Below are 24,232 nucleotides of genomic sequence, written 5' to 3'. Positions count from 1 at the left end.
TGCTGTTCTTAATCACAAGATACAAACTGTCCCGGCGAGGCGGTCAGCGGAACAGGAACGATTGTGGATGCCGGAACAGAAGCCTGCGTTCGACACTCGCCTCGTTAATATCGCGAACCGCCACGCTACATCACCGCGCCGATCTGCCAGGGAACGAATTCCACCCGGCCAAAGCCCTGCGCCTCGCTTTTTGTCGGCTGGCCGGAGGCGACGGCGAGCATCATCCGGTAGATTTCCGCGCCCTTGTCGGCAAGCGGCACGCCGTCGATCACATCGCCGCAATTGATATCCATGTCCTCGCCCATGCGCGCCCACAGATCGTTGTTGGTGGCGATCTTGATGCAGGGCACAGGGCGATAGCCCGAAACCGAGCCGCGCCCGGTGGTAAAGACGATCAGGTTGGCGCCCGAGGCCACCTGCCCGGTCACAGAACAGGGATCATAGCCGGGGCTGTCCATGAACACGAAGCCGTGCCGGTCGATCGGCTCGGCATATTTGTAGACCGCCTCCAGCGGCGCCGACCCGCCCTTGGCGACCGCCCCGAGGGATTTTTCCAGGATGGTGGTGAGCCCGCCCCGCTTGTTGCCGGGCGAGGGATTATTGTCCATCTCGCCGCCATTGCGGGCGCAGTAATCCTCCCACCAGGCAATACGCTCCATCAACGCGGCGGCGATCTCGGGCCGCGCCCGTCGGGTCAGGAGATGTTCCGCGCCATAGATTTCCGAGGTTTCCGACAGGATCGAGGTGCCGCCCTGCGCCACCACCATGTCCGAGGCGATGCCAAGCGCCGGGTTGGCGGTAATGCCGGAAAGGCCGTCAGAACCGCCGCACTGCATGCCGATGACCAGATGTTCGGCGGACACCGATTCGCGCATGGTACCGTTTGCCGTCTCGGCCAACGGGCGAAGCACCGGCAGCGCCGCCTCGACGGTCTTGCGCGTCCCGCCCGCATTCTGGATCGTCAGAAACTGGAAGCGGCTCGGGTCCCGCAGCTCCTTTTTCGCGGCCAGCACGGGGAGCTGCATGACCTCACAGCCGAGCCCAACCAGCAGGATCGCCCCGAAATTAGGGTGCTGCGCGTAACCGGCCAACGTGCGCATCAGCGTCTCGTAGCCCTCGCCCTGCCCGGCCATGCCGCAGCCCGAACCGTGGGCGATCGGCACCACGCCGTCGACATTTTTGAGGTCGGCGAACAGGCCAGAGCGCTCTGCTTCCTCGGCAATGAAATGGGCGACCGAGCCCGAACAGTTCACCGTGGTCAGAATGCCGACGAAGTTGCGCGTTCCGACCCGTCCGTCCGGGCGCTTGTAGCCCATGAAGGTGTCGCGCACCGACGCCGGCGTAACCGGTTGGATTGCGCCCGCGTCGACATCGCCGCCGCGCTCCGTGCCGACACCGAGATTTTGCGTGTGCACATGGGTGCCCGCGGCGATATCGACCGTCGCAACGCCGATGATCTGACCGTATTTGCGCACGAACGCGCCTTGCGGGATGGCCGTAAGCGCCATTTTGTGGCCGCGCGGAATGGCCTCGCCAGCACCCGCCTCCCCCGCTTTCAGATCGGCAAGCGCAATGCAGACATTGTCTTCGGCATGGAGCCGGAGAATGTTGGACCGTTCACCGCTCATGGCCGCACCATCGCCTTGATCAGCCCGCTGCGGTCGCCCGCCAACGCGGCGAACCGCTCCGGCAGGTCGGCCAGCGGCAATTCGACCGACAGCAGCGCATCGGTGTCTATCTTTGCGCTGCGGATCGCGTCCATCACCCGCATGAAGTCGGCTTTCAGCGCATTGCGACTACCGATAATGCGGGTCTCGCGCTTGTGGAACTCGGCATCGTTGAAGGTGATGTCGTCCTTGACCACGGACACGAGCACATAGGTCGAGCCGTGGGCGAGCAACGGGAAACCTGCCTCGATGGCGCGGGCCGAACCGGTGGCATCGAAAACGATGTCGAAGCCTGAGGCCAGTTCGCCGGTCAGCATGCCGGCCGGATCGCTGTCATTATGCAGGTGTTCGAAGCCGAATTTCTCCGCCGCCATGGCCAAGCGTTCCCTGCTCAGATCGAGGAGATGCACGTCGGCGCCTTCCAGCCGGGCAAACAGCGCCGTGCCGATGCCGATTGGCCCCGCCCCGGTGACGAGCACCCGGTCTCCCTTCGCAATGCCCGAACGCGCCACGGCATGCGCGCCGATCGACAGAAACTCCACCATCGCCGCCTGTATCTCCGTCAGCCCCGCGGCGGGATAGAGGTTGCCTTCCGGCACCGCGACGCGCGCGCTCATGCCGCCGTCGCGATGAACGCCTAGCACCTCGATCTTCTCGCAGCAATTGGGCTTGCCGCGGCTGCAGGCATGACAGGAGCCGCAGGAAACGTAAGGATTGACGACGACGAGATCGCCGGCTGCGAGCCCTGCGGCATCGCCAACAAGCCTGCCGCTCAGTTCGTGGCCGATGACGCGCGGATAATTCAGATAGGGATGCTTGCCCTCGAAAATATGATAATCCGTGCCGCAGATGCCGATGGCGCAGATATCCACCAGAGCCCAGCCCTCGGGCGCCTCCACAGGCAAAGGCGCCTGCCGCAGTTCGAAAAGGCCGGGTTCGACGCAGACGCCGCAGGTCATGGTGGCGACGTCGGAATTCATTCGTTCCGGGCGATTCATTGCAATTGTCCTTGGTTCCGAGGCGTCCAGTCCATGGGAAGTTCGCCCTTGATGATCAGGCTCAGAATATCGTCCTTGGTGACCTCTTCGATGCCGTGCGCGCCGACCTGCTCCCCCCGGTTCATCACGATGACGCGGTCACACAGATCGAACACGTCATGCATGTCGTGGCTGACGAGGAAGATGCCGATGCCCTCGTCGCGCAATTGCCGGATGAGATCGGCGACCATGGCGGATTCGGAGGGGCCGAGGGCGGCGGTGGGCTCATCCATGATCAAAATTCTGGCGTTGAAATAGAGCGCGCGGCCGATGGCGATCACCTGCCGCTGCCCGCCAGAAAGGCGCGAAACCGGGTCGCCCAGATTGCGGAAATTCGGGTTGAGCCGGGCCAGAACCTTTCTGGCTTCCGCCATCATTCGCCTGTCGTCCAGATTGCCCCAGCGGGTCTTCAGTTCGCGCCCCAGGAACAGATTGGCGGGCGCATCGAGATGATCGGCGAGCGCCAGGGTCTGGTAGATGGTCTCGATGCCGTGGCGACGCGCATCATGCGGCGTCTCCAGCCTGACCTCCGTTCCGCCGACGCGGATCGTCCCGCTGCTTGGAACCATGGCGCCGGAAAGAATGCGCATCAGGCAGGATTTGCCCGCCCCGTTATGGCCGAGAACGCCGACCACCTCGCCGGGATAAAGATTGAGCGACACGCCGTTGACGGCGTTCACGCCGCCGAAATGTTTCTCGATGTCAATCATCTCAACAAGCGGAGTCATGGTCTGTCCTGCGTTATCATGCATGGATCGCGCGGGACGCCTGAGCCCCGCGCGACGTTTCTTACATCAGTAAAGCACGTTCATGGCTTCGTCGGAGTCGATATTGTCCTTGGTGACAAGCACGACGCCGGTGTCGATCTGAGGCTCGACGGACTTGCCGGCAATCAGATCCATGACCGCCTGAACGCCCTTCTCGCCCATCTGATACGACCCCTGCACCAGAATGGCATTGAGGGTGCCGTCCTTGACGAAGTCCTGGAGGTCCTTGTTGCCGTCAAAGCCGATGGCGGCGATCTGCCCGGCCTTGCCGGCCTGCTTGATGGCGCGGCCCATACCGACCGCCGTCGGCTCATTGGCTCCGAAAATGCCCTTCAGGTCCGGATTGGCGGCCAGAATATCGGTGGTCTGGTTCAACGCGGTCGCCATCTGCGACTGCGAATAATAGGGACCGACGATCTCGACCTTGGACTGGGCCTTGATCTTGTCGACGAAGCAGCCGACGCGGCCGATTTCCGAGCCCACGCCCGCCACATAGGACATCACGGCAACCTTGCCTTCGCCGCCCGTCAGTTCGATCATCCTGTCAGCGGCCAGCTCGCCTGCGGCGCAGTTGTCGGTGGACAGGAAGGTCTGGTAGGTGCCCTCGCCGGCATCCGAAAGGCCCGAGTCGATGATCGCCACCGGAATGCCGGATTCATTGGCCCGCTTGACGGCGGGCACCAGCGCATCCGGATCGGACGGGGCGAGCACGATACCGGCAACGCCCTTGTTGACGGCGTTGTCGACCATGTTCACTTCCGCCGCGATATCGGATTCGGAAGCCGGACCGTCGAAGGTCATGGTGATGTCCGACTGGCCGTCAACGGCGGCCGTTGCGCCCTTGTTGACGTTTTGCCAGAAGTTGGAATTGGTCGTCTTGACGATGACCGCGATTTCCGCGGCACTCGCCCCCGCAAACGGCACGGCGGCGATGGCACTGGCTGCAAGCACTGCTTTCAAAATCGTCTTCATGGTTTCTCCTCCCTTTAAAGACATGATTTGAGTTCTTACCGTCGGTTACTGCGCAACTGGTCTATGAAGACGGCCAGAATGACGACAAAACCGATGATAATCTGCTGGATAAAGGCCGATACGCCGGACATGTTCAGCCCGTTGCGCAGCACGCCGATGATGAAGGCTCCGATCATGGTGCCGGAAATGCCGCCGACGCCGCCCATCAGCGAAGCCCCGCCGATCACGGCCGAGGCGATGGCGTCGAGTTCGTACATCACCCCCTCATTGGGCTGGGCGGTCACAAGGCGCGACATCAGGACGTTTCCGGCAATGCCGGCAAGCGCGCCGGACAGGGCATAGGCGGCGATCTTGGTGGCATCGACATTGACGCCGGAAAGCCGTGCTGCTTCCTCGTTGGAGCCGGTCGCATAGATATGGCGGCCGAGCGCGCGCCGGCGCAGCAGATAGGCCGCGCAGAGGGCGACGATCAAAAGCAGAATGGCCGGATAGGGAATGCCCGGAAAGACGACCCTGGAGAGCCCGTTGGGCAGTTTTTCCACGTCGCGGAACAGCGCGCCATTGCCCAGAACGCCGAAAGCCTCGCCAAGCTGGGAAATCGGCGCGGCACCGGTCAGTTGCAGGGCCGTGCCGCGGGCGATCATCATCATACCGAGCGTGGCGACGAACGGCGTGATGCGCATCTTGGTGATGACGAGACCGTTGATAAACCCGCAGAACGCCCCCACCAGCACCGCCGCCGACATGGCCACCGGCACCGGAAGCCCGGCCTTGACCATAAGACCCGCCGCCGTGCCCGAAAGCGCCAGGACGGAACCAACCGACAGATCGATGCCGCCGGTGATGATCACCATCGTCATGCCGATGCCGATCAGCCCGATCACCGAAGTCTGCAACAGCACCGTCAGCCCGTTATTGACCGAAAGAAAAGCCGCATTGCCGAAGGCGAAAATCACGATGAGCAATGCCAGCGTCATCAGCGCGGACAATTGGTGAAATGTCCCCGCGCTGATCCTGCCGATCCTGCTGCCGGGATGTGTCTCCTCCACCGCCGCCGACATGGGCTCCTCCAAGTTCGGTGTAATATAATTAAGTACCAAACTATCGACGGAGTCATCATTGTCAATTGTTTTTTATCATTGTCGACAAAACAGTCCGCGTGTTAGAGGAGGAAACTTCGGAGAAGCAGGATATGGCAAGAACTGACGAGCGCTTTCGGGAGGCCTATAACCACCTTCTGGATTATTGCGCGGGCAGGCAGGCGGGCAATCAGCTTCCCGCCGAACTGGCGCTGGCGCAACAGCTCGAAGTCAGCCGCACCGTCGTGCGCTCCGCTCTCGAACGGCTCCACGCGGAGGGCCTTATCAGATGGGAAGGCCGCTCGAAAATCCTGCTCAGGCTTCCCGATGAAACGGACAGGCTCGCCGTTCAGTCCACCCAGCCATCGGAGGACGAACTCGAGCGCCAGTTTCTCGACTGGATCCTGCGCTTCGATGTGCCGCCCGGCACCGCGCTGAACGTGACGGACCTGTCACGCAAATTCGGCGTGCAGGCCTATGGGTTGCAGGAATTTCTCGCCTCGTTGAGCCGTTTCGGGCTGGTTCGCAGAAGGCCCAGGGGCGGATGGGAATTGGTCGGCTTCACCCGCGATTTCGCGATCGAACTTTCCGATTTCCGCACCATGCTCGAACTCAACGCCGTCTCACATCTCGTTGCCCTGCCGGCGACCCATGGCATATGGAAACAACTCGAAGACCTCAAAAGCGCCCACATCAAGCTCGCCGAAGATATCGACGAACGCTATCACGATTTCTCGCTGCTCGATGAACGGTTCCACACCGCCATTGGCAGCGTGGTGAAAAACCGCTTTGTTGCCGAATTCCAGAAGGTGATCACGCTCGTCTTCCACTACCATTATCAGTGGGACAAAAAGGACGAACGGGACCGTAACCGCGCCGCGATCGACGAACACTTGAAAATCATCGAAGCGCTGAACGCGCGCGAGGAACAGGCCGCGCTGGCGGCGGCCCGCGACCATCTGAAGACCTCGAAACAGACGCTGCTGTCATCGATGCGCAGCCACGCCTTGCTCTGAACCGCTTCGACACCGCGACAGCGTTTCCGCCGGGAATGTCCCTGTCTGTTGGGTATGTTCCGGGTCCGAGGACCTTTCGCCGCGCTTCATGTTCTCACTGACTTTCCGACAAGGCGTCGAACGCTGTTTGGAGATCCTCGATGAGGTCGTCGATATGCTCGAGGCCCGCGTGGAACCGGAGAATTTGGCTGTCCTCGGGAAGCCCCCGCAGGCTTGCCCTGTCGCGCGCGGGCGCGATCGGCATTACCAGGCTTTCGAACCCGCCCCAGCTGCTGCCGACATAGAACAGGCGAAGCCGGTCGGCGAGCGCGCCCGCGTCAAAGCCTGGAACGAAGGCGACGCTGAACAGGCCGTTCGAGCCGCTGGCGTCACGCGCCCACAAGGCGTGCCCGGGATGGGCCGGAAGGGCCGGATGCAGCACCCGCGCGACTTCGGTCCGCCCTTCCAGCCACCTGGCCAGTTGAAGCGCATTGGTTTCGTGGCGCTCGAGACGCAGCGACAGGGTGCGCATGCCCCGCAGCGTGGCATAGGCCTCGTCGGGGGCAAGCGTCTGGCCGGTCACGATGGCGCCGGCGCGGATTTTCTGCGCGGCCTCGCCGGTTGCGCTGGCGGCGCCCATCATCACATCGGCATGGCCACCGAGATATTTGGTGCCGGCGATCACCGAGACGTCACAGCCGAGCGCCAGAGGCTGGTAGAGCCAGCCGGAAGCATAGGTGTTGTCGGCGACGACCGTGAGACCATGGTCGTGGGCGCTCTTGCACAAGGCGGGAAGATCCATGACTTCGAAGGTCTGGGAACCGGGCGATTCGACGAAGACCAGCCTGGTCTCCGGGCGGATATAGGGCGTCAGATCGGTGGCGTCCGAAGGAAACAGATCGTAGCGCACGCCGAATTCGGCGAGCACATCGTCGCAGAAGGTTCTGGTGGCGGCGAAAATGGTATCCACCAGCAGGAAGTGATCGCCCGGCCTCAAGAGCGCCATCAGGACCGCCGAAATGGCCGCAACGCCGGTCGGATAGAGCCACGCGCCCTCGCCGCCCTCAAGGTCGGCGATCGCTTCCATCAGGGCATGGGCGGTGGTCGTGCCCCGCCGGCCATAGGAAAGAACGCTGTCGTCGCTCTCGCGCGCGGTCTTGCGCGCCTTGTAGCTTTCAAGTGTCTGATGCAGGATCGTTGACGCCCGCACCACCGGCGGGTTGGCAGGCCCCGGCAGACCGGGCTGGCCATAGTGGCAAAGCTTTGTTTCCCGTTTCATGTCACATGCGCTCCGCTTCCATAGCCATAAGAGGGTTAAGCGCACCGCGCTCCTGCGCGTCAAGCTGCTTCAGCAGATTGAGCTCCCAGGTAAGGTATTGGCGCGCCGCCTCCAGATTGTCATTATGCCGGTCGTGGACGAAGAAAAGAAAGTCGATACACGCCTCTTCCGCCGGTTCGTAAGGCGTGGAAACCACCGCAAGTCCGGCTTCCGCCCAGAGATCGGGACCGCCGATAAAGCCGCAGACGTCGCCCGCGCCCAGCGCTGCGAGGCGCTCGATCACGCCGCCCACCAGTTGCTCCGAACGGCCGAGAACAACAATCGGTTCGCTGTCGACATCGTCTTCATAAAGCCGCGCGCGGGTGACCCAGCGTGCGCCTTCGACATGCGCCTTGCGGTATTCCATTCCGCGCGAGGCATCGTAGAGCCGCGCTCCCGAGGCCTGGGCCCGCAACAATTCCGCCTGCGAAATCGCGCGGAATGAGGGCGCGGACGGCAGCGAGGGCATTCCGGCTTCGGTCCCCTTTCTGGAATCGACGTCAAGGATAAAGACCGAATGTCCCATGCCGGCAAGCCACACCGCCGTTCCGGCCGCGCGCAATCCTAGATCATCGCAGAGCACGATCCGCGCATTGCGGGTTGCCAGATATTCGTCGGTGGCCTGCACCAGTTGCCCGCCGGGCGCATGGATCGCGCCCGCGACATGGGCCTCGCGATATTCCGTTTCGGTTCGGACGTCGAAAACATACGTCGTGCGCTCGGCGTCCGCGCGCATTTTCTGAAGCTCCGACGCGGAGATCATCTTCAGTCCGAAACGGGCCACAAGATCGGCGGCGCGCGCTCCCGCCAAGGCCTCCGAACGGTCGCTGAGCCCGGGCTGCGGCTGTGGGCTCTCCCCGTGCTGCAGGTCGAACCCCGCCAGCCGCCATCCCTGCGTGCCGTTGCGCAGAGCGTAGACCGGGTTGCGAACGCCGACATTGCGCAGCGACTGGGCACCGATGATGGAGCGCGTCCGGCCCGCGCAATTGACCACAACCGGCGTCGTTTCATCGCGGACGAGTTCGGGTAGCCGGTAAGCCAGTTCCGCGTTGGGGCACGACCGGGCGCCAGGCAGGGACATCTTGTTGAATTCATGCGGCGGCCGTCCGTCCAACATCACCAGCGGCCCGCCTTTTCGCTGCATCTCCAGCAGGTCCTCAGCGGAGATAGACGGCGTATGGCAGGTCTCTTCCACAAGCTCGCCGAAACTCTTGGAGAGAACATTGACCCCCTTGAACAGGGTGTAGCCGGCTGAAGCCCATGCCGGCGCGCCGCCTTCAAGCACGACAAGCGCGGTATACCCCATGGCGGCCATGCGGCCATGGGCCAGTTCGGCAACGCCGTCGCCATTGTCCATCAGGATGCAGAGCGTATCACGGCGTGGCACCAGCAGCGGCGCGCGCTGCTCGATGACGCTATAGGGAAGGCTCACGCAGAAGAACGGGTGTCCCTCGCCATACTGGCCATGTTCGCGCACATCCAGAAAGGCATACTCGTCCGCTTCCCCGAGCAGCGCCTTCAGCGCGGTCGCGGAGATCATTTCAAAAGGCATTCTTTATTCCTATTCAGGTGCGCGTTTTCACGCCGACATCCATGATCTTGCAGGTGTTGTTCTCAAGATCGAAGACCTTGCGTTCGCTGAGCGTTTCCAGCGGGCGGCCGTAGAAATGCAGATGGCGGATGACCTGCTCGCCGCGAATTTCCACGCTGTGAACATCATCGGGCATCAGGGCGACCGGATTGCCGGGCGCGATCTCGACGATCTCACGCACTTCCAGCTCGGCATGGCCGGGGATGCTGCCGTCATCCTTGCGGTCGTAGAGCGTGTTGTGCTCGCTGCCCTCGACGGCGGCAACGCAGGCCCAGGTGGTGTGGTCATGCGGCGGTATCTTCTTCCCCGAATGCATGACGTTGAGGTAAAGCGTGATGCCGCTCGGACCTTCCGAGCCGATCAGATAACGAGCCTGACGTTCGTCGCCCGCAGGCGGCGCGTAGGTCTCTCCGGTCCACAATTGCGTATTGGCGGCCAGCGCCTGGAGGTCGTTGCGGACAGCATCGAGCATGTCGCGATCGAGCGCGCCGCTCTCAAGGCGCGCGCGGGTGGCTTCAATGAGGTTGCGCACCGCCTGCTGGCGTTCGCCCGCGAGATTGTCAGGGCTTGAAGTTGTCATCGAAAATACTCCCTTGGATCAGTTTCTGTTTGAACGGCTGGCTCAGGCCGCATGGATGAGTTTGCGCCGGCGATGCAGATAGCGGATGCCGTGGACGACCGGCGCAAGCCACATCAGGGCCGCAACCGCGATCATCGCCAGGCTTATCGGATGCGTGACCGGATCGATGAAGACGAGCCAGTTGCCGTGCGAGATCGACAGCGAGTTGGAGAACGCGGCTTCCATCTGTCTGCCGAGCACGAGCCCGAGAATGGCCGGGCCGAGCGGGATATCCGCAACCTTCATCAGATAGGCGGCAACGCCGGCGCCGACGGCGACCCAGACATTGAAGAGATTATTGCCGTCGGAATAGGCGCCCAGCAGGCACAGAAGAATGATGATGCCGACCATGACATCGCGCGGAATGGCGAAGATCGTCCGCGTCACGGTGTGGATCACGACAAAGGCCGCCGGTCCCATCACCAGATTGCAGGCAAGAAATGCCACCATCACCATCCAGGCGATGTCGGCGTGCTGGGCAAACAGCAGCGGTCCGGGCGCCAGTCCGTGCAGCGCCATCGCGCCGATGAAAAGCGCCGAGGTGGAATTGCCCGGAATGCCGAGGGACAGAAGCGGCACCATGGAACTGGCGGTGACCGCATTGTTGGCCGCCTCCGGCGCGGCGATGCCTTCCGGCGCGCCTTCATCCCATTTCGGTTCGCCGGGGCGGCCTTCGTAGTGCTCGCGGAAACGGCGGGCCGCCTGTCCATAGGCGATATAGATCGCCATCAGCATGCCGGCGCCGGGAAGAACGCCGATGAAATTGCCGATCGCCGATGCGGTCAACCATGTCGGGATCAGGCGGCCGATGAGCTTGCGGCTGAGGCGCATCGAGCCGATCGCCGGCAGCGGCTCGTTTTCGATTTCCTCGCGGCGTTCATGGGCATGATCGCGCAGCAGTTCGAAGACAGCGGCAACCCCGAACAGGCCGACCAGCAGCGGCACGAACGGAATCCCCTCGACGAGATTGAAATTGCCGAACATGTAGCGCGGCGTACCGGTGATCTGGCTATAGCCGATGGTCGAGATCAGAAGGCCGATGGCCGCCGACACGAGACCCTTCACGACATTGCCCGAAACCAGCCCGACGACGCTCGAAAGGCCGAGCACTGTCAGGGCGGCATTCTCGACATAGCCGAAGCGCAGCGCGACCCTGGCAAGCGCCGGTGCGAAAATCAAAAGCACTATGGCGCTGAGAATCCCACCGATCACCGATGATGTCATCGCGATGCTCAGGGCCTGCCCGGCCTTGCCCTGACGCGCCATGGCATTGCCGTTGATGGTTGTCAGCAGCGCCGAGGCGGTGCCCGGCACCCTGATCATGATGGCGGGAATCGCGCCCCCGGCCGCCGCCGCGCAATAGATTCCGACCATCAGCGCGAGCGCCTGGTCGACCGGCAGGCTGAACGAGAAGGGAATGAAGACCGCGAACGCGATATTGTCATTCACGCCGGGGATAGAGCCAACGACGAGGCCAACAAATACGCCGATCGAAAGCATCATCAGCACGGATGGCTGTATCAGCGTCGAGAAACCGAGAAGGATCTGATCCATGCTCAAAAACCCGGCGCAATGAAGGAAAGGAAGGATGCCGGCAGGCGGACGTTCAGCAGCAGCGCGAAGATGGCGTAGTTCGTCAGGGCAATCAGAACAGACAGGATTATGACCCGACCGGTTTGTCGAAGCCCGGCAAGCCAGAATATTCCGAAAAGAAACACAGTCGTCGCGATCAGGAAGCCCGCGCCCGCCTTGAGCGCAAGCGCCCACCCCACGATCAGCAGGGCGCCGAGAGCGACGATACCGAAATCATGGAACGGAAGCGCCTGATGTTTCCGCGAAAACAGGGCGCGCAGGAAGATCGCGAGCCCGCAAACGCTCAGGAGCAGGGCAACGGTCAGGGGAAACGGACGCGATGTGGCGTCGAAGCCTGTCGCAAGCCAAGCAGCGCCGGCGCCGAAGGCGGTGAGAACAGCGCCGGTCCAAAGCTCGGTATCGCTAAACGCAGAGCCGCCTGAGGGCGGCGTTTTGCCGGATGAAGACATCATAACCTCGAGAAAATGAGCGCCGGACGCTGTGCGCATGAGAGGCGCATTTCGCCGTCCGAGACACCCGAAGGCGCAATCGCGGTCTGGCGACGCGGCAATGCGCAGCGTCGCCAGAGGTCGGCCGACGACGTCAGTCGGACAGACCGTTATTCTCGATGATCGGCACAACCTGCTCGGAATAGGAGGTGATGATCGCCTCGAAATCGGCCGCGTTGCGGTAGATCGGCTCAAAACCGGCTTCCGTCATTTTCTTGCGGTAGTCGGGGTCGTCATAGACCTTCTCGAGCAGGTCGGAGAGGTAGACAACGACGTCTTCGGGCGTGCCGGCGGGAACGGCCCAGCCGCGGAAGGTCGCCCAGATCGGCACGTTGAGGCCGGCTTCCTCGAAGGTCGGGACGTCGGGAAATTTCGGATCCTGCACGTCGGATGCGATCGCCAGGATCCGCACGGTTCCGGTTTCGGCATGGGCCATCGCCTCGCCCATCGGCCAGAAGGCGCCATCGGCATGGCCGCCGACGATGGCCTGCAACTGCTCGCCGAAACCGTTGGCGGGAATATAGTTGAACTCGAGCCCGGCAGCCTCGGTCAGCGCGAGACCTGCCATATGGTGAGACGTGCCGATACCGGCGACGACCATGTTGAGCGGGCTTTCCTTCGTTGCGGCAATGAAGTCGTCAATGTTCGCAAACGGGGAACTGGCCGGGACGGCGATCACTTCGGGATCGATATTGTAGGCGGCAACCGGCGTGAAATCGGTGATCTTGTAGGGCGCGCCCTTGAGCTGCGGATTGGTCACGACCGAACTGGTCATGGCAAGTACCGTATAGCCATCCGGCCTGGCCTTTGAGACAAAGCTCTGGCCGACGATGCCGCCGCCGCCGGCGCGATTGGCCACCTCGACCTCTTTGCCATCGAGAATTTTGTTGGCCGTCTCGGCGATCAGGCGCGAGGTCACGTCAACGCTTCCGCCCGGCGCGAACGGCACGACAAGCTCGATATCCTTCGTCGGATAGTCCTCAGCGAATGCAGCGCCTGCGATGCCGCCGGCGACGAGCGCTCCGAGAATGAGCGATTTGAACATGGATTGTTCTCCTTCTGGTTGAGAAACTCTTGTTATGGTTAGGCGGGAGGTTAGGGCAAAAAAAATATTAGGTAAATTTAGAAAGATATGGCTAAATATCAGAAACTCTAATGTGTTTGGCCATGGATGTCGATTTTCACATAAGCCAGTTGCGCACGCTGCGCGCCATCTACGAAACCGGAAGCTTCGAAGGCGCCGCTCAGAAAGTCGGACGCACGCAATCGGCGGTCACCCAGCAGATGCAGAAGCTGGAAAGCCTGACGGGCGTGCAGCTTTTCCGCCAGGTCGGCCGCAAGCGGGAGTTTACCCCCGCCGGGCTGACACTGGTCAATTATGCCCGCGAGATCCTGTCGATGTCGCGCTTCGCCATGGCCGCGCTGACCCAGTCCGTCCAGCAGGACGTGGTTCAGCTCGGCGCGCCGCAGGAGATCGCGGAGCGGCTTCTGCCCGATATTCTTGCCGAATACGCCCGGGCCTGGCCTTCGGTGCGCGCCGTCATCCATGTCGGGCGCAGTCCGGACCTGATGACGATGCTGCAGGACGGCCTGCTCGACATAACCTTGAGTACGCGCCGCTCCGAACTCTTCGGCGGAACCCGGATCGCCAGCATCCCGGCCTGCTGGCTGGCTGCGCCCCATTTCAGGCTGGACCGGCAAATGCCGGTTCCGCTCGTCCTTGCCGACGAACCCAGCATGTTCCGACAGATCGCCTTCGACGCGCTCGATATCAACGGCTACTCCTATATCGAGCGCGTCACCTCGCCTTCGCTTGCCGGCGTCAGGCTTTCGGTTGCCGCCGGGCTCGGGATCACCGCCCGCACGGAAAGCGCGTTCTTCTCGGCGACGCGGATACTGGGCCCGGATGACGGCCTGCCATCCCTGCCGCTGGTGAACTACTATGCCCATCTCGGCAAGCAGGCCGATCAGCCGCACGTCCGCTTCCTGCTCGACATGATCCTCGCCAGCAAGGACTGAAGTACACCAATCTCATCGCCTGCAAATCGTCTCGCGGCAAGACCTGCCTTCCTCGTATCGATCCGGCGTGGCGGCCTGGTCATTTGGGTACGGGTCCCTCGCTCATTCACAGCAGGCGTGCCGCGCATGTTATGGTTGTTTGCGCGACTGACAGACACAACGTGCGTGACAAGATCACGAAGACATCTTAAGGAAGCCCGGGCAATATGTTGGAGAAAGCCGGTTCCGCCGATGCCATTGGTTATAGAGCAATTCCTGAAGTACGGACTTGTGGGCGTGATGAACACACTCATCACGCTGTTCGTTATAGCAGTTTTGAGCTATCTGGGTTTTGCTCCAGTCACCTGCAACATCATCGGCTATGCCTGCGGGCTGCTGAACAGCTTCGTTTTCAACGGCCGATTCACCTTTGCTTCGACCTATAACAGGAAAGTTGTATATCGCTTTCTGGCAGGCTTTGCCCTGGCCTATGGCCTCAACCTGACTGTCCTTGTTGCTCTGACGCGGCAAGGCGATTTGCCGGAAATGGCGTCGCAGGTCGTCGCGATGGTGGCCTACAATGTCTGTTTCTTCCTGGTAATGAAATTCTGGGTTTTCGAAAAAGATGGCTAATTCTTATTCTCTGGATGTTGTGATCCCCTGTTACAATGAGGAAGATAACCTTCCTCACACCATTCCAATCCTGAACGACTATCTCACGGGCCTCCTGTCCCGCGATGATGTGGGGCTGGATCGGTTCAGGATGATCCTCGTCGACGACGGAAGCTCGGATCGGACATGGCAGCAGATCGAGGCCTTTACGCAAGAGATTAGCGCCACCGGTTTGAAGCTCAGCCGCAACTACGGTCACCAGAATGCCATGCTGGCCGGGCTCTCGGTCGCAGACGCCGATGTCGTTCTGACGATCGACAGCGATCTTCAGGACGACGTCAACGCCATTCTCGAGATGTTGAAGGCTCATGAAGCCGGCGCGGACCTGGCGCTCGGCGTTCGCCGCTCGCGCGGCAGGGACAGTTTTTTCAAGAAAAGCACGGCAAAAGGATATTATGGGCTGATGAGGCTAATGGGCGCGCAGATCGTGCCCGATCATGCTGACTTCAGACTGATGTCGCAGAAGGCTCTCAAAGCACTTCTCGCGCATGAGGAGACGAACCTTTTTCTGCGCGGGATTATACCCAGCCTAGGCTTTAGGGCCGAGGTGATTAGATACGATCGCCAGACGCGCGAACATGGCGAGACCAAATACACCCTGAGGAAGATGCTCTCGCTGGCCGTCAACGGCGTGACATCGTTCTCCGCCGCGCCGCTTCGGTTCGTGGCCGTTCTGGGCATTTCCGTGTTTCTGATTTCGATGCTGCTCGCCTTCTGGTTCCTCGTGGAGCGGCTGTTCGTCTCTGAAAGTACGGTCCCGGGCTGGGCCTCAACCGTGCTGCCGATGTTGTGGCTCGGCGGCCTGCAGATTTTTTGCATGGGGATCATCGGCGAATATGTGGGCAAGATATATCTGGAAGTGAAACGCCGGCCGCGTTTTATTATAGATAAGAAAATTAGTTCTATATATTTAAAAATATAGAATAGTTCTATTTTTGTAGAACTAATTATTTTAATGGTCTAATGGAAATATGACGAAATGACCCAAACAACGAGCGAAATTAGGCCAATATATTGGAATACAGGAGCGTTCCTTCTATCGCTTTTGATAGGAATCGCTCATCATATTCTATTTTATCCCCTTTTTTTTGATGGCGATGCGGCGGCTATGCAGGTTTTGGCCACCGCTATAGTTGACGGAAGATCAATATTGCCATCCGATTTTAGTTATGGGAATCAAATAATAATTCTCAGATCAAGTCCATTCATTGCTTTGTCTTTGATTGTTGGGCTTAAGGGTTATTTGGCATTCTTAATCGGATCGTCTTTGAGCATAGCGTTTTGGGGGGTGGTATTATATAATTTTCTGAATTTGCATTTTAAATCTCCTCAAAAGTCAATTTTATTTACGCTAATCATGCTTCTCCCCTTGGGGGTATTCGAGGCTAACTACATCTTAGGTCAACAGTCTCATCTATCAAATGTGATATTGGCGTTAGGTGTTATTATTTTAGTAGATGAGTATTCAAATAATATTAACAAAAAATACCTTGTAATTATTTCTTTAACTATATTTTCGCTTTCCTTTGAGTCTCCGATAAGGGGCCTTCTTGTAATAGTTCCGATTTTTTTCGCTATATTATTATTTTCAAAAAAATTATTTATTTCTATTCTTATAACAATTTTTTGCTCATTCATTGTATCTTTTGGCGTAAATAAATATCTTGTTCAGTTGAAGGGAGTTCGCGTAAATTACTTTGACACATTAACATTTCGGTCCACCGACCAAATAGTTTCAAATTTGAGAAATAGCTCAATTGAGACTATAAATAACATTTCAAGCTTAAATATGACTGAAGGGCAAAGGCTTTCATTTTTTGGCTTGCTGGTCGTGGTCTTCTCAATATTGACATTATTTAGTTATTTGTATTGTTTGCTTTCTGGCGCTACACGAGCAAATCAACTCGCTAAATTTAATTTGTTCGCCATTCCAAGTGATCGAGTTCCCAATTCATTGGGGAGTCCAAACTTTGTGCAGCTTGTGGGCATATTCGGCGTTTTTATTGGCGCCATCGCTGTGGCTACATTGAACCCGGATTCATCCAGGCACTACCTTTGGGCTATTTTTGTATTAAAGCTGGTTATCTTCGATTGGTTCTATAGCTTGTTCAGGCATAGAATTCGCAGAACTCCAGCTTCGCTACTTTTGATTTCACTCACATTCGTCATGTCTCTCTGGTTCGCGCTAATTGTTCGGGATGGGGCACATATAGTGCATTCTGTCGATAAAAGATTGAGCGATAATTCTGTATCTGAGATCGGGCGTTTGTCGCGCGAACTTAAAATTAAGACGATATATGGCGAAGACTTCTGGCGGATGATGCCCCTGAATTCGTTCGTTGACGATCTGCATGCGCAAACTCTTTTGCTCTACGATGGCGAAATTCGACCGTATATGTGGCTATCCCGCCCGAGCGTTTTTTGCACTAACGATGAAGTGCTCTATTTTCTTAAAAATGGTGAAGTTGACAAAGCCCTTAAGGAACGGTTGCAGAGTTTTGGCGGTCAAATGGTTGCCGCGGGAAATGGGTATTCGATCTGGAAAGGTCATCCTGCTTGGAAGAAATTAGATGACTTAGACTGTGAGGAATGAAGCGGTGTTGCCCTTTGACTGAAGCGAGGCCGGTTGTTTCACGCAGTCTTTGATGGCGCAATTTTGTTGCGGTAGTAGAGAGCCGATATGGACCTGATGTGTCATATAGAGCTTGCAAGAGGGTGAATGATGCGCTCGAAATCCGGAAATCTCGCCGTGCTGGCGGTCGCTGTACTTGCTTTTGCGGCGCTGAACGTTTCGCTCGCATTGAATGTGGGAGCGTTGTCCGCACCTCCGATCTATGACGATAACGGCTATCTTCTGGATGGCTACTATCGCTTCATGTTCGACGGTGCGCGCTCCCTTTGGTCACTGTCCGAAAGTTTCGTTCAGTACCCTCCGCATGCGCCGGTTGAAACCCTGACGGTAATCCTCGGCTATTGGTTTTTCGGTTCGAGCAATATCGGGCCTTACATCATGAACATCTGGGGACTTTCGGCCTTTGCCCTGATGATGTTCAGTGTTGCGGGAGACAGAATTGAACCCCGGTCGGCGACGCTGCTCGCGATCGCCGCCATGTTCGTACCAGCCGCGGGCGCGATCGTATCCGAGTTAAGGCCCGACATGATCGCGGGCCTTTTTTTCGCATTCTCCGGCTATGTGCTTCTGGTCAGGGATGGCGCGAAGCGCGATCGCCGCTCGGCGGCGCTGGTCGGTCTTCTCTGCGCGTTCTCTCTGGTTATCAAGCTCAGCGCCGTGGTCATTACTGTTCCAATGCTTGGGCTTGCGCTTGTCGCCGGCGCAGCCCTTCGGCGCGAGGCGAGGTCAAAGGCCATCTCTCGAGCTGCCGTCACGGTCGCCACGGCGCTCGTTATTCTTGTGCCCGTCGTCTATATCTGGGGGAACCAGACATATGCCTATATCTACCAGGCCCTGGTTTCAAACAGAGACATCTGGTTTACGCCCGGCGATCGATGGTTCCACTTGAATTACAATGCAACCGGACAGGGCGGTTCGATTGGCCTTGGTGACCTCTTTTATGTCGGCGTCGCGCTGATCCTCTTTGAGATTTTTGTCTCGTTGACGACAAAGAGAAGCGATATTCGTTCCCTTGCCTATTATGTCTGGACATTGCTGATTTTTATCGGGATCGCCAATTCGGCGGAGAAGACGGTCTATCAGGGCAGCTTCTTCTTTTTTCCTTTTATCATAAGTTCGGTGATCGCGCTCAGCAGGCTGCTATCGATGCTCCCTCGTCTGGCTTATTGGCTTGCTGGCGCAATCGCCCTGTCGGCGGCCGTGTTTCTCGAACCAGCGCATACCTATCAGCAAGGGGTCTACCGCAAAGACACCTGGCCTATGCTTGAACAGATCTCGGATTTGGTCGTGCAAGGCGCGTCCGTTACGTCAGTCTGCAGCGGGCCTTTCTATCACTATGCCACTGTAGGCTCCTATCCGGTTACGGCTCATGCAGTGGCGCTTGAAGTGGCGAAGAAAGGTCATATGCGTCTAGCCATAGACCAACTGTTTATCATACGGGAACTGGAACCAATGATGCAGGAGATCGAGAAGGCCAATTTTGTTCTGCTGCCAAATGAAGCAGGAATACGCGAGGCCGTGAACCAACACTTGCCAGGCGTTGCGTTTAACGACCAGATCATGGAATTGCTGCGACAGGATAGTCGTTGGCGCGAATACCGCATCGAAGCCGCGGACCCGCCGACCCTGTTTGTCCGTGAGAGTTGCGAATAGGCAAGACAGTCCTCGGAAAGGGGGATGCCAAGGACCGATGATTAGAACCCATATGACCGGAGCGATTTTGAAAGCCGCAGTCGTAGCCATAGCGACAGTGAGGACTTTCAACGACGCGGGCTTTCAAAAAGCGCCCGGCCCTTTAAGGGTGCGGCTGGAATGGCCACCGAGGGCGTCAAAATCCTCGCGCGATGCTCCTGCATCGCTCTGCGGTATTTTCCTACTCGGACGGCCATTCCAGCACGCATCATATGGGTTCTAATCATCGGTCCTTGATCTCAGCCATCATCGAGAAGGCGGGCGAGCGTGCTGCGGCCGAGCGCCGCCATGTCGGGATTGCTCTGCTCATAATACCAGACGAGCCCGATCGCCTGCGCAAAAGCCCAGGCGGCGCCCCTTTGCCATTCCACCTCGTCCGAGCCGAGGCTCTGCCTGACGCGCGCCCGGCGGGATGTGTCGAAGAGATGCCAGCAGGCCACCAGATCGAGCGCCGGATCAGCCGGCCCGAAGGCGCCGCCATCGAGCACGCCCGCAAGCCGACCATCCTTCACCAGAAGGTTGGCCGGGATCAGGTCGCGATGGCTCATCGCGTCAGGTCCTCCCGGCGGCAGGAGCCGCAACCGCGCCCACAAGGCCGAAAGGCGGGCAACATCGAGCAGACCACGGCTGTTTTCGAGGCAGGTCGCAATCCAGGCGTCGTGATCCGTCAGGCTGCCGCCCCGGCCGCGCCCGTCGAAATGCCGGGCTTTCGTGTCAGCCCGCCTGAGCGACGCAATCAACCGGGCGATATCATCGGCAAAGGCATCGGACCGGGCAAGCCCCGCCGGCGTCGCGATCTCGCCCGGCAGAAATGTCTGCAGCGACCAGAACATCGGATAGCCATGCCCCGGCCGCCCCAGGCCGAGCGGCTCGGGGCAAGGAACCGGACAACAGGCGGCAAGTTCGGCAAGCGAGCGCGCTTCCGCCTCAAGCCGGATGCGGCAGGTCTCGGCCTGCTCCCGGCGTCTGGGAAAGCGCGCCGCGATCTTTGACCCGACGCGAAAAATCGCATGGTCGGTGCCGACCGCGAGCGGCTTTACCGGAAGATCGCGATAGCGCGGAAACTGAGCGCAGATCAGCGCGCCCGCCATCGCCAGACTGACCGGAACCTCATCGTCGTGCATCAGGGGCCAAGCGCGGCAAAGGGCAGTGAATAGACCCTGTCCGGCCCCAGCATGTGAACGTTGAGCAGCTTTCGGTCGAACAGCCCGGCAAAGGCGGAATGGCGCAGGTCGAGACCGCCGCGCGTGGTGGCGAAGGCCGGCAGCATCAGCCGCATCGCATCGGCGGCAAAACAGGGGCGGCGGACGGATTTTCCGGGCCGGCGCAGCACGGCGGACGGGTGAAGATGGCCGCAGATTTCCGCCTCGGCCTTGCGGGTCGGTTCATGGCCGCCCGGCTCATGACGGAAAGTCAGCCCTTCAAGACGCCAGACATCGAAAACCCGTCCGGGAAGACCGCCGACCCCATCGGGATCGTGGTTGCCGTTGATCCAGACCCAGTCGCGGCTTTCCACAAGCGCCGAAAGCGCGTCCCGGGCCTGCGACGGCATTTCCCTCGCACCGACGCGGTCGTGAAAATTGTCGCCGAGCGAAACCACGCGGGCGGGGCGATAGCGGGCGATCACGGCCGAAAGCGCTGCAAGCGTGCGCCCGGTATCGTAAGGCGGCAGGAAGAAGCCGCGGCGCGCATGGGCGGCGCCGCGCTCCAGATGGAGATCGGAGACGACGAGAAGGCCGAGTTCGGGGAAGAAGGCAGCGCCCGAGGCATCGAACGCGACGACATGGCCCGCGAACCGGTGCGCACGGCCGGCATTTCCCTTCCGTTCAATCGTCAGCGCGTCCACGCTCCGCCTCTTCTTTCTCATGCATCATTTCGGCTGCCTCGAGCGCTTCCGCCAGTTCGTCGGCGGCTTCCCGGAGCACCGCATCGCCGGCGCCGCCATTGACGCTTTCGCGGCCGATTTCAAGCAGCACCGGCACGGCCAGCGGCGAAACCCGCTCCAGCCGATAGTGAACCAGATGCCCCTTGATTCGTTCCAGCATTGTGCCAAGCCGGGCGATATCCAGCAAGCCGGCCGCCGCATCCGCCCGTGTCGCCTGCAGCAGGATATGGTCGGGCTCGTGGCTGCGCAGCACATCGTAGATCAGGTCAGCCGACACCGTCATCTGGCGGCCGGTCTTTTCCTTGCCCGGATAGCGCCGCTCGATCAGGCCGGCAATGGTGGCGCAACTGCGGAAGGTGCGCTTCAGCATGTAGCTCTCGTCAAGCCAGGCCTCGAGGTCGTCGCCGAGCATGTCCTCGTCGAACAATTCCCTGAGATCGAGCGCGCCATCCGCCAGCATCGCGCCGATGTCCTTCAGCCCCCAGATCGCGAGCGAATAATCGGTCGACACGAAGCCGGTCGGCTCGGCTCCCAGCCGCTCCAGCCGCCGCGTCAGCAGCATGCCGAGCGTCTGGTGCGCAAGCCGCCCCTCGAAGGGATAGGCCACCATGTAGAACCGGTTTTCGAGCGGGAAGGTCTCGACCAGCAACTCGCCGCGGCCGGGCAGATGCGAGTGCGTCTGTTGCAGCGACAGCCATTCGCGCACCGGGCCGGGCAGCGTCTTGCGGCGCTCGGCATCGGCGAGCATGGCGCGTACGCCATCGGCGAGATAGGTCGACAGCGGAAACTTGCCGCCGGCATAGGCCGGGATCTTCGGGTCGGTATCGAAGGCGACCGAGGCCAGGCACTCGTTCTCGCGAATACCCTCGAAGCGCAGCACCTTGCCGGAAAACAGGAAAGTATCGCCGGGCCGCAGCATCTCGATGAAATATTCCTCGACCTCGCCGAGCGTCGGCCCGCCCCGGAGCGGCCCGCCGCGTTTGCCCGCCCTCACCAGCCTGATCTTCAGCATCGGCATCTCGACGATGGTGCCGAGGTTGAGGCGGTACTGGCGCACGACATCGGGATGGGCAATCCGCCACAGCCCGTCCGCCGTCTGCCGGATTTTCGCATAGCGCTCATAGGTCCTGAGGGCATAGCCGCCGGTCGCCACGAAATCGACGATGCGCGCGAAGGTCGCGCGGTCGAGCCCGGCATAGGGCAGCGCCGTGCGCACCTCGTCGAAAAGCGCATCGATATCGAAAGGGGCAGCGCAGGCCATGCCGAGCACGTGCTGGGCCAGCACATCGAGCGCGCCCTCGCCGATCGGCGGGCTATCCTGCGCGCCGACATAATTGGCATCGAGCGCCGCCTGGCATTCCATCACCTCGAACCGGTTGGCCGGCACCAGAATGGCGCGGCTCGGCTCGTCCATGCGATGGTTGGAACGGCCGATCCGCTGAGCAAGCCGGCTTGCGCCTTTCGGCGCGCCGATATGCATCACGAGATCGATATCGCCCCAGTCGATGCCGAGATCGAGCGTCGAGGTGGCGACGACCGCGCGCAGTTTGCCCGCCGCCATCGCCGCCTCCACCTTGCGGCGCTGGCCGACATCGAGCGAGCCGTGATGCAGCGCGATCGGCAGATTGTCGTCATTGATGCCCCAGAGTTCCTGAAACACGATCTCGGCCTGCGAGCGGGTGTTGACGAAGATCAGCGTCATCCGCCGCTGCTTCAGTTCCTCGTAAATATCGGGGGCGGCATAGCGCGCCGAATGGCCGGACCAGGGTATGCGCGCCGACGCCCTCAGGATGGTGATTTCCGGCCGGGCACCGCCCTTGACCGTGATCAGCCCTGCATGAGGCGGTGCCACCTCCCCGGTCTGGGCCACCAGCCAGCGCTGCAATTCCATCGGATCGGAGACGGTGGCCGAAAGGCCGATGGCGGTCAGATCCGGCTTCAACCGCCGGAGCCGCGCAAGCCCGAGCGACAGCAGATGGCCGCGTTTGGAGGTGACCAGCGAATGCAGCTCGTCGAAAATCACATAGCTAAGGTCCTCGAAGAACCGATCGGCATCCTTGCCGGCAATCAGCAATGCGAGCTGTTCCGGCGTCGTCAGCAGGATATCCGGCGGCTTCAGGCGCTGGCGCTGGCGCTTGGCCTGCGGCGTATCGCCGGTGCGGGTTTCCATGGTGATGGCAAGCCCGGTCTCGATGACCGGCCGTTCCAGATTGCGGGCGATATCGACGGCAAGCGCCTTCAGCGGCGAGATATAGAGCGTGTGGACCCCGCGCGGCCTGCCCCCCGGCTTTTGCGGCCCGCGCCGGTCGAGATCGGAAAGCGCGGGCAGGAAGCCTGCAAGCGTCTTGCCCGCCCCGGTCGGCGCGATCAGCAGCATATCCTCGCCGGCGCTAGCACGCGCCAGCAGTTCAAGCTGATGGGCGCGCGGCTGCCAGCCATTCTCGGCAAACCAGCGACGGAAACGCGCCGGCAATGTTTCCGTTTCGTTCATGAGCGCACGATGACAATTATTCGCGGGGAAGGCCAGCGATTTTCACGGCTCACATCGCGATATAGCGATCGCGCCGGTGATTGATCGCGAGCACCAGATTGATCACCACCGCGCCGGCAACGGAACAGACGATGATGAACGGCGTCGCCACGAAGAACGACAGCGCCAGCACCATGCCGTCAAGCATCAGTTGCACATAACCCGCCTTCCAGCCGAACCGATCCTGCAGATAGAGCGCCAGTATGCCGAAACCGCCGAGGCTTGCCGAATGGCGAAACAGGATCAGCAGTGCCGCCCCCACCAGAACGCCGCCGAACAGCGCGCCGATCAGAGGATCGGTCTCGCCGATCGTTATGAAATCCGGCACCACCGCCGTCAGGACCGAGGTAAGCGCCACCGCAAGAAAGGTCTTGAGGGTGAATTTCAGCCCCAGCCGCTTCCAGGCGAAATAGTAGAACGGCAGGTTGACGATGAAAAAGGCAAGGCCGAAATCGATCGCCGTCGCATAGGTCAGCAGAAATGCAAGGCCGGCCGTGCCGCCCGTCAGCAGGCCACCGGCCTTCAGCACCATCACCCCGAGACAGGCAAGCATGGCGCCGGCGATGATGCCCTGCGCGTCCTCCAGCAACGAGTGGTTTTCGGAGGTCGAACTGACGATCCCGGCAAGAAAGCGGTTTTCAGACAAGGTGGGACGCTCCGGAAATCGGGACCGTGTTGCGGGACGGCCCCGGGATTT

21 protein-coding genes are annotated in these 24,232 nt (G+C 60.3%); 6 read left to right on the top strand and 15 right to left on the bottom strand.

Annotated features, from left to right (window positions below; genetic code table 11):
• Positions 1-125: 125 nt before the first annotated feature.
• The 5 genes from HQ843_RS11645 to HQ843_RS11625 form a co-directional block, all read right to left on the bottom strand.
• Complete coding sequence (locus HQ843_RS11645; RefSeq protein WP_180898162.1) at positions 126-1,628, bottom strand: UxaA family hydrolase; 1,503 nt, start codon at positions 1,626-1,628, stop codon at positions 126-128.
• Entirely contained in the window at positions 1,625-2,665 is a 1,041-nt protein-coding gene (locus HQ843_RS11640) for a zinc-binding alcohol dehydrogenase family protein (RefSeq protein WP_180898163.1), read from the bottom strand. Before HQ843_RS11640 ends, HQ843_RS11645 begins: the two co-directional genes overlap by 4 nt.
• Positions 2,662-3,432 carry an ATP-binding cassette domain-containing protein gene (locus tag HQ843_RS11635; protein ID WP_180898164.1) on the bottom strand — a complete coding sequence of 257 codons (771 nt, stop codon included), beginning with the start codon at positions 3,430-3,432 and terminating at the stop codon, positions 2,662-2,664. The genes HQ843_RS11640 and HQ843_RS11635 overlap by 4 nt, the downstream gene beginning before the upstream one ends.
• A 66-nt stretch (positions 3,433-3,498) precedes the next feature.
• A complete protein-coding gene (locus HQ843_RS11630) occupies positions 3,499-4,443 on the bottom strand; it encodes an ABC transporter substrate-binding protein (protein ID WP_180898165.1) in 945 nt (314 codons plus the stop codon).
• A gap of 35 nt (positions 4,444-4,478) precedes the next feature.
• Positions 4,479-5,504 carry an ABC transporter permease gene (locus HQ843_RS11625; protein WP_180898166.1) on the bottom strand — a complete coding sequence of 342 codons (1,026 nt, stop codon included), beginning with the start codon at positions 5,502-5,504 and terminating at the stop codon, positions 4,479-4,481.
• A 131-nt stretch (positions 5,505-5,635) separates the two neighbouring features.
• On the opposite strand from HQ843_RS11625, the gene HQ843_RS11620 reads away from it, so the two are divergent.
• Entirely contained in the window at positions 5,636-6,538 is a 903-nt protein-coding gene (locus HQ843_RS11620) for a GntR family transcriptional regulator (protein WP_180898167.1), read from the top strand.
• A 94-nt stretch (positions 6,539-6,632) separates the two neighbouring features.
• Here HQ843_RS11620 and metC read toward each other — a convergent pair whose 3' ends face one another.
• The 6 genes from metC to HQ843_RS11590 form a co-directional block, all read right to left on the bottom strand.
• Complete coding sequence (gene metC / locus HQ843_RS11615) at positions 6,633-7,796, bottom strand: cystathionine beta-lyase (RefSeq protein WP_180898168.1); 1,164 nt, start codon at positions 7,794-7,796, stop codon at positions 6,633-6,635.
• A 1-nt stretch (position 7,797) separates the two neighbouring features.
• Positions 7,798-9,387, bottom strand: a complete 1,590-nt coding sequence (locus HQ843_RS11610) for a rhodanese-like domain-containing protein (RefSeq protein ID WP_180898169.1) — start codon at positions 9,385-9,387, stop codon at positions 7,798-7,800.
• Between the two features lie 13 nt (positions 9,388-9,400).
• Positions 9,401-10,006, bottom strand: a complete 606-nt coding sequence (locus tag HQ843_RS11605) for a cysteine dioxygenase family protein (RefSeq protein WP_180898170.1) — start codon at positions 10,004-10,006, stop codon at positions 9,401-9,403.
• A 42-nt stretch (positions 10,007-10,048) separates the two neighbouring features.
• Positions 10,049-11,599, bottom strand: a complete 1,551-nt coding sequence (locus HQ843_RS11600) for a tripartite tricarboxylate transporter permease (RefSeq protein ID WP_180898171.1) — start codon at positions 11,597-11,599, stop codon at positions 10,049-10,051.
• 2 nt (positions 11,600-11,601) lie between these two features.
• A complete protein-coding gene (locus tag HQ843_RS11595; protein ID WP_180898172.1) occupies positions 11,602-12,087 on the bottom strand; it encodes a tripartite tricarboxylate transporter TctB family protein in 486 nt (161 codons plus the stop codon).
• 133 nt (positions 12,088-12,220) lie between these two features.
• Positions 12,221-13,171, bottom strand: a complete 951-nt coding sequence (locus HQ843_RS11590) for a tripartite tricarboxylate transporter substrate binding protein (protein WP_180898173.1) — start codon at positions 13,169-13,171, stop codon at positions 12,221-12,223.
• A gap of 110 nt (positions 13,172-13,281) precedes the next feature.
• Here HQ843_RS11590 and HQ843_RS11585 point away from each other — a divergent pair, with 110 nt between their 5' ends.
• From HQ843_RS11585 to HQ843_RS11565, 5 genes are all read left to right on the top strand, one after another.
• Positions 13,282-14,145, top strand: a complete 864-nt coding sequence (locus HQ843_RS11585; RefSeq protein ID WP_180898174.1) for a LysR substrate-binding domain-containing protein — start codon at positions 13,282-13,284, stop codon at positions 14,143-14,145.
• A gap of 126 nt (positions 14,146-14,271) precedes the next feature.
• On the top strand, positions 14,272-14,757 hold the full coding sequence (locus HQ843_RS11580; protein ID WP_371824617.1) for a GtrA family protein: 486 nt from the start codon (positions 14,272-14,274) through the stop codon (positions 14,755-14,757).
• Positions 14,750-15,718 carry a glycosyltransferase family 2 protein gene (locus HQ843_RS11575; RefSeq protein WP_180898176.1) on the top strand — a complete coding sequence of 323 codons (969 nt, stop codon included), beginning with the start codon at positions 14,750-14,752 and terminating at the stop codon, positions 15,716-15,718. The genes HQ843_RS11580 and HQ843_RS11575 overlap by 8 nt, the downstream gene beginning before the upstream one ends.
• A gap of 57 nt (positions 15,719-15,775) precedes the next feature.
• The gene (locus tag HQ843_RS11570) at positions 15,776-17,389 is read left to right on the top strand and encodes a hypothetical protein (RefSeq protein ID WP_180898177.1); all 1,614 of its coding nucleotides are present in this window, start codon (positions 15,776-15,778) and stop codon (positions 17,387-17,389) included.
• 126 nt (positions 17,390-17,515) lie between these two features.
• Complete coding sequence (locus HQ843_RS11565) at positions 17,516-19,081, top strand: hypothetical protein (protein ID WP_180898178.1); 1,566 nt, start codon at positions 17,516-17,518, stop codon at positions 19,079-19,081.
• A 278-nt stretch (positions 19,082-19,359) separates the two neighbouring features.
• Here the strand turns inward: HQ843_RS11565 and HQ843_RS11560 are convergent, their stop codons facing one another.
• The 4 genes from HQ843_RS11560 to HQ843_RS11545 are packed head-to-tail and all read right to left on the bottom strand — an operon-like array spanning position 19,360 to position 24,181.
• Positions 19,360-20,244, bottom strand: coding sequence for an aminoglycoside phosphotransferase family protein (locus HQ843_RS11560; protein WP_180898179.1), 885 nt, complete (start codon positions 20,242-20,244; stop codon positions 19,360-19,362).
• Positions 20,244-20,966 (bottom strand): ligase-associated DNA damage response endonuclease PdeM, encoded by a 723-nt coding sequence (pdeM, locus tag HQ843_RS11555; RefSeq protein WP_246710352.1) that lies wholly within the window; start codon positions 20,964-20,966, stop codon positions 20,244-20,246. Before pdeM ends, HQ843_RS11560 begins: the two co-directional genes overlap by 1 nt.
• The gene (locus HQ843_RS11550; RefSeq protein ID WP_180898181.1) at positions 20,947-23,496 is read right to left on the bottom strand and encodes a ligase-associated DNA damage response DEXH box helicase; all 2,550 of its coding nucleotides are present in this window, start codon (positions 23,494-23,496) and stop codon (positions 20,947-20,949) included. Before HQ843_RS11550 ends, pdeM begins: the two co-directional genes overlap by 20 nt.
• Before the next feature lie 49 nt (positions 23,497-23,545).
• On the bottom strand, positions 23,546-24,181 hold the full coding sequence (locus HQ843_RS11545; protein WP_180898182.1) for a YitT family protein: 636 nt from the start codon (positions 24,179-24,181) through the stop codon (positions 23,546-23,548).
• Between the last annotated feature and the right edge of the window lie 51 nt (positions 24,182-24,232).

It is taken from the genome of Martelella sp. NC20, from assembly GCF_013459645.1.
Lineage (GTDB): Bacteria > Pseudomonadota > Alphaproteobacteria > Rhizobiales > Rhizobiaceae > Martelella.
Note: the sequence above shows the minus strand (reverse complement) of the source record. Positions and strands in the feature narration are given on the sequence as shown.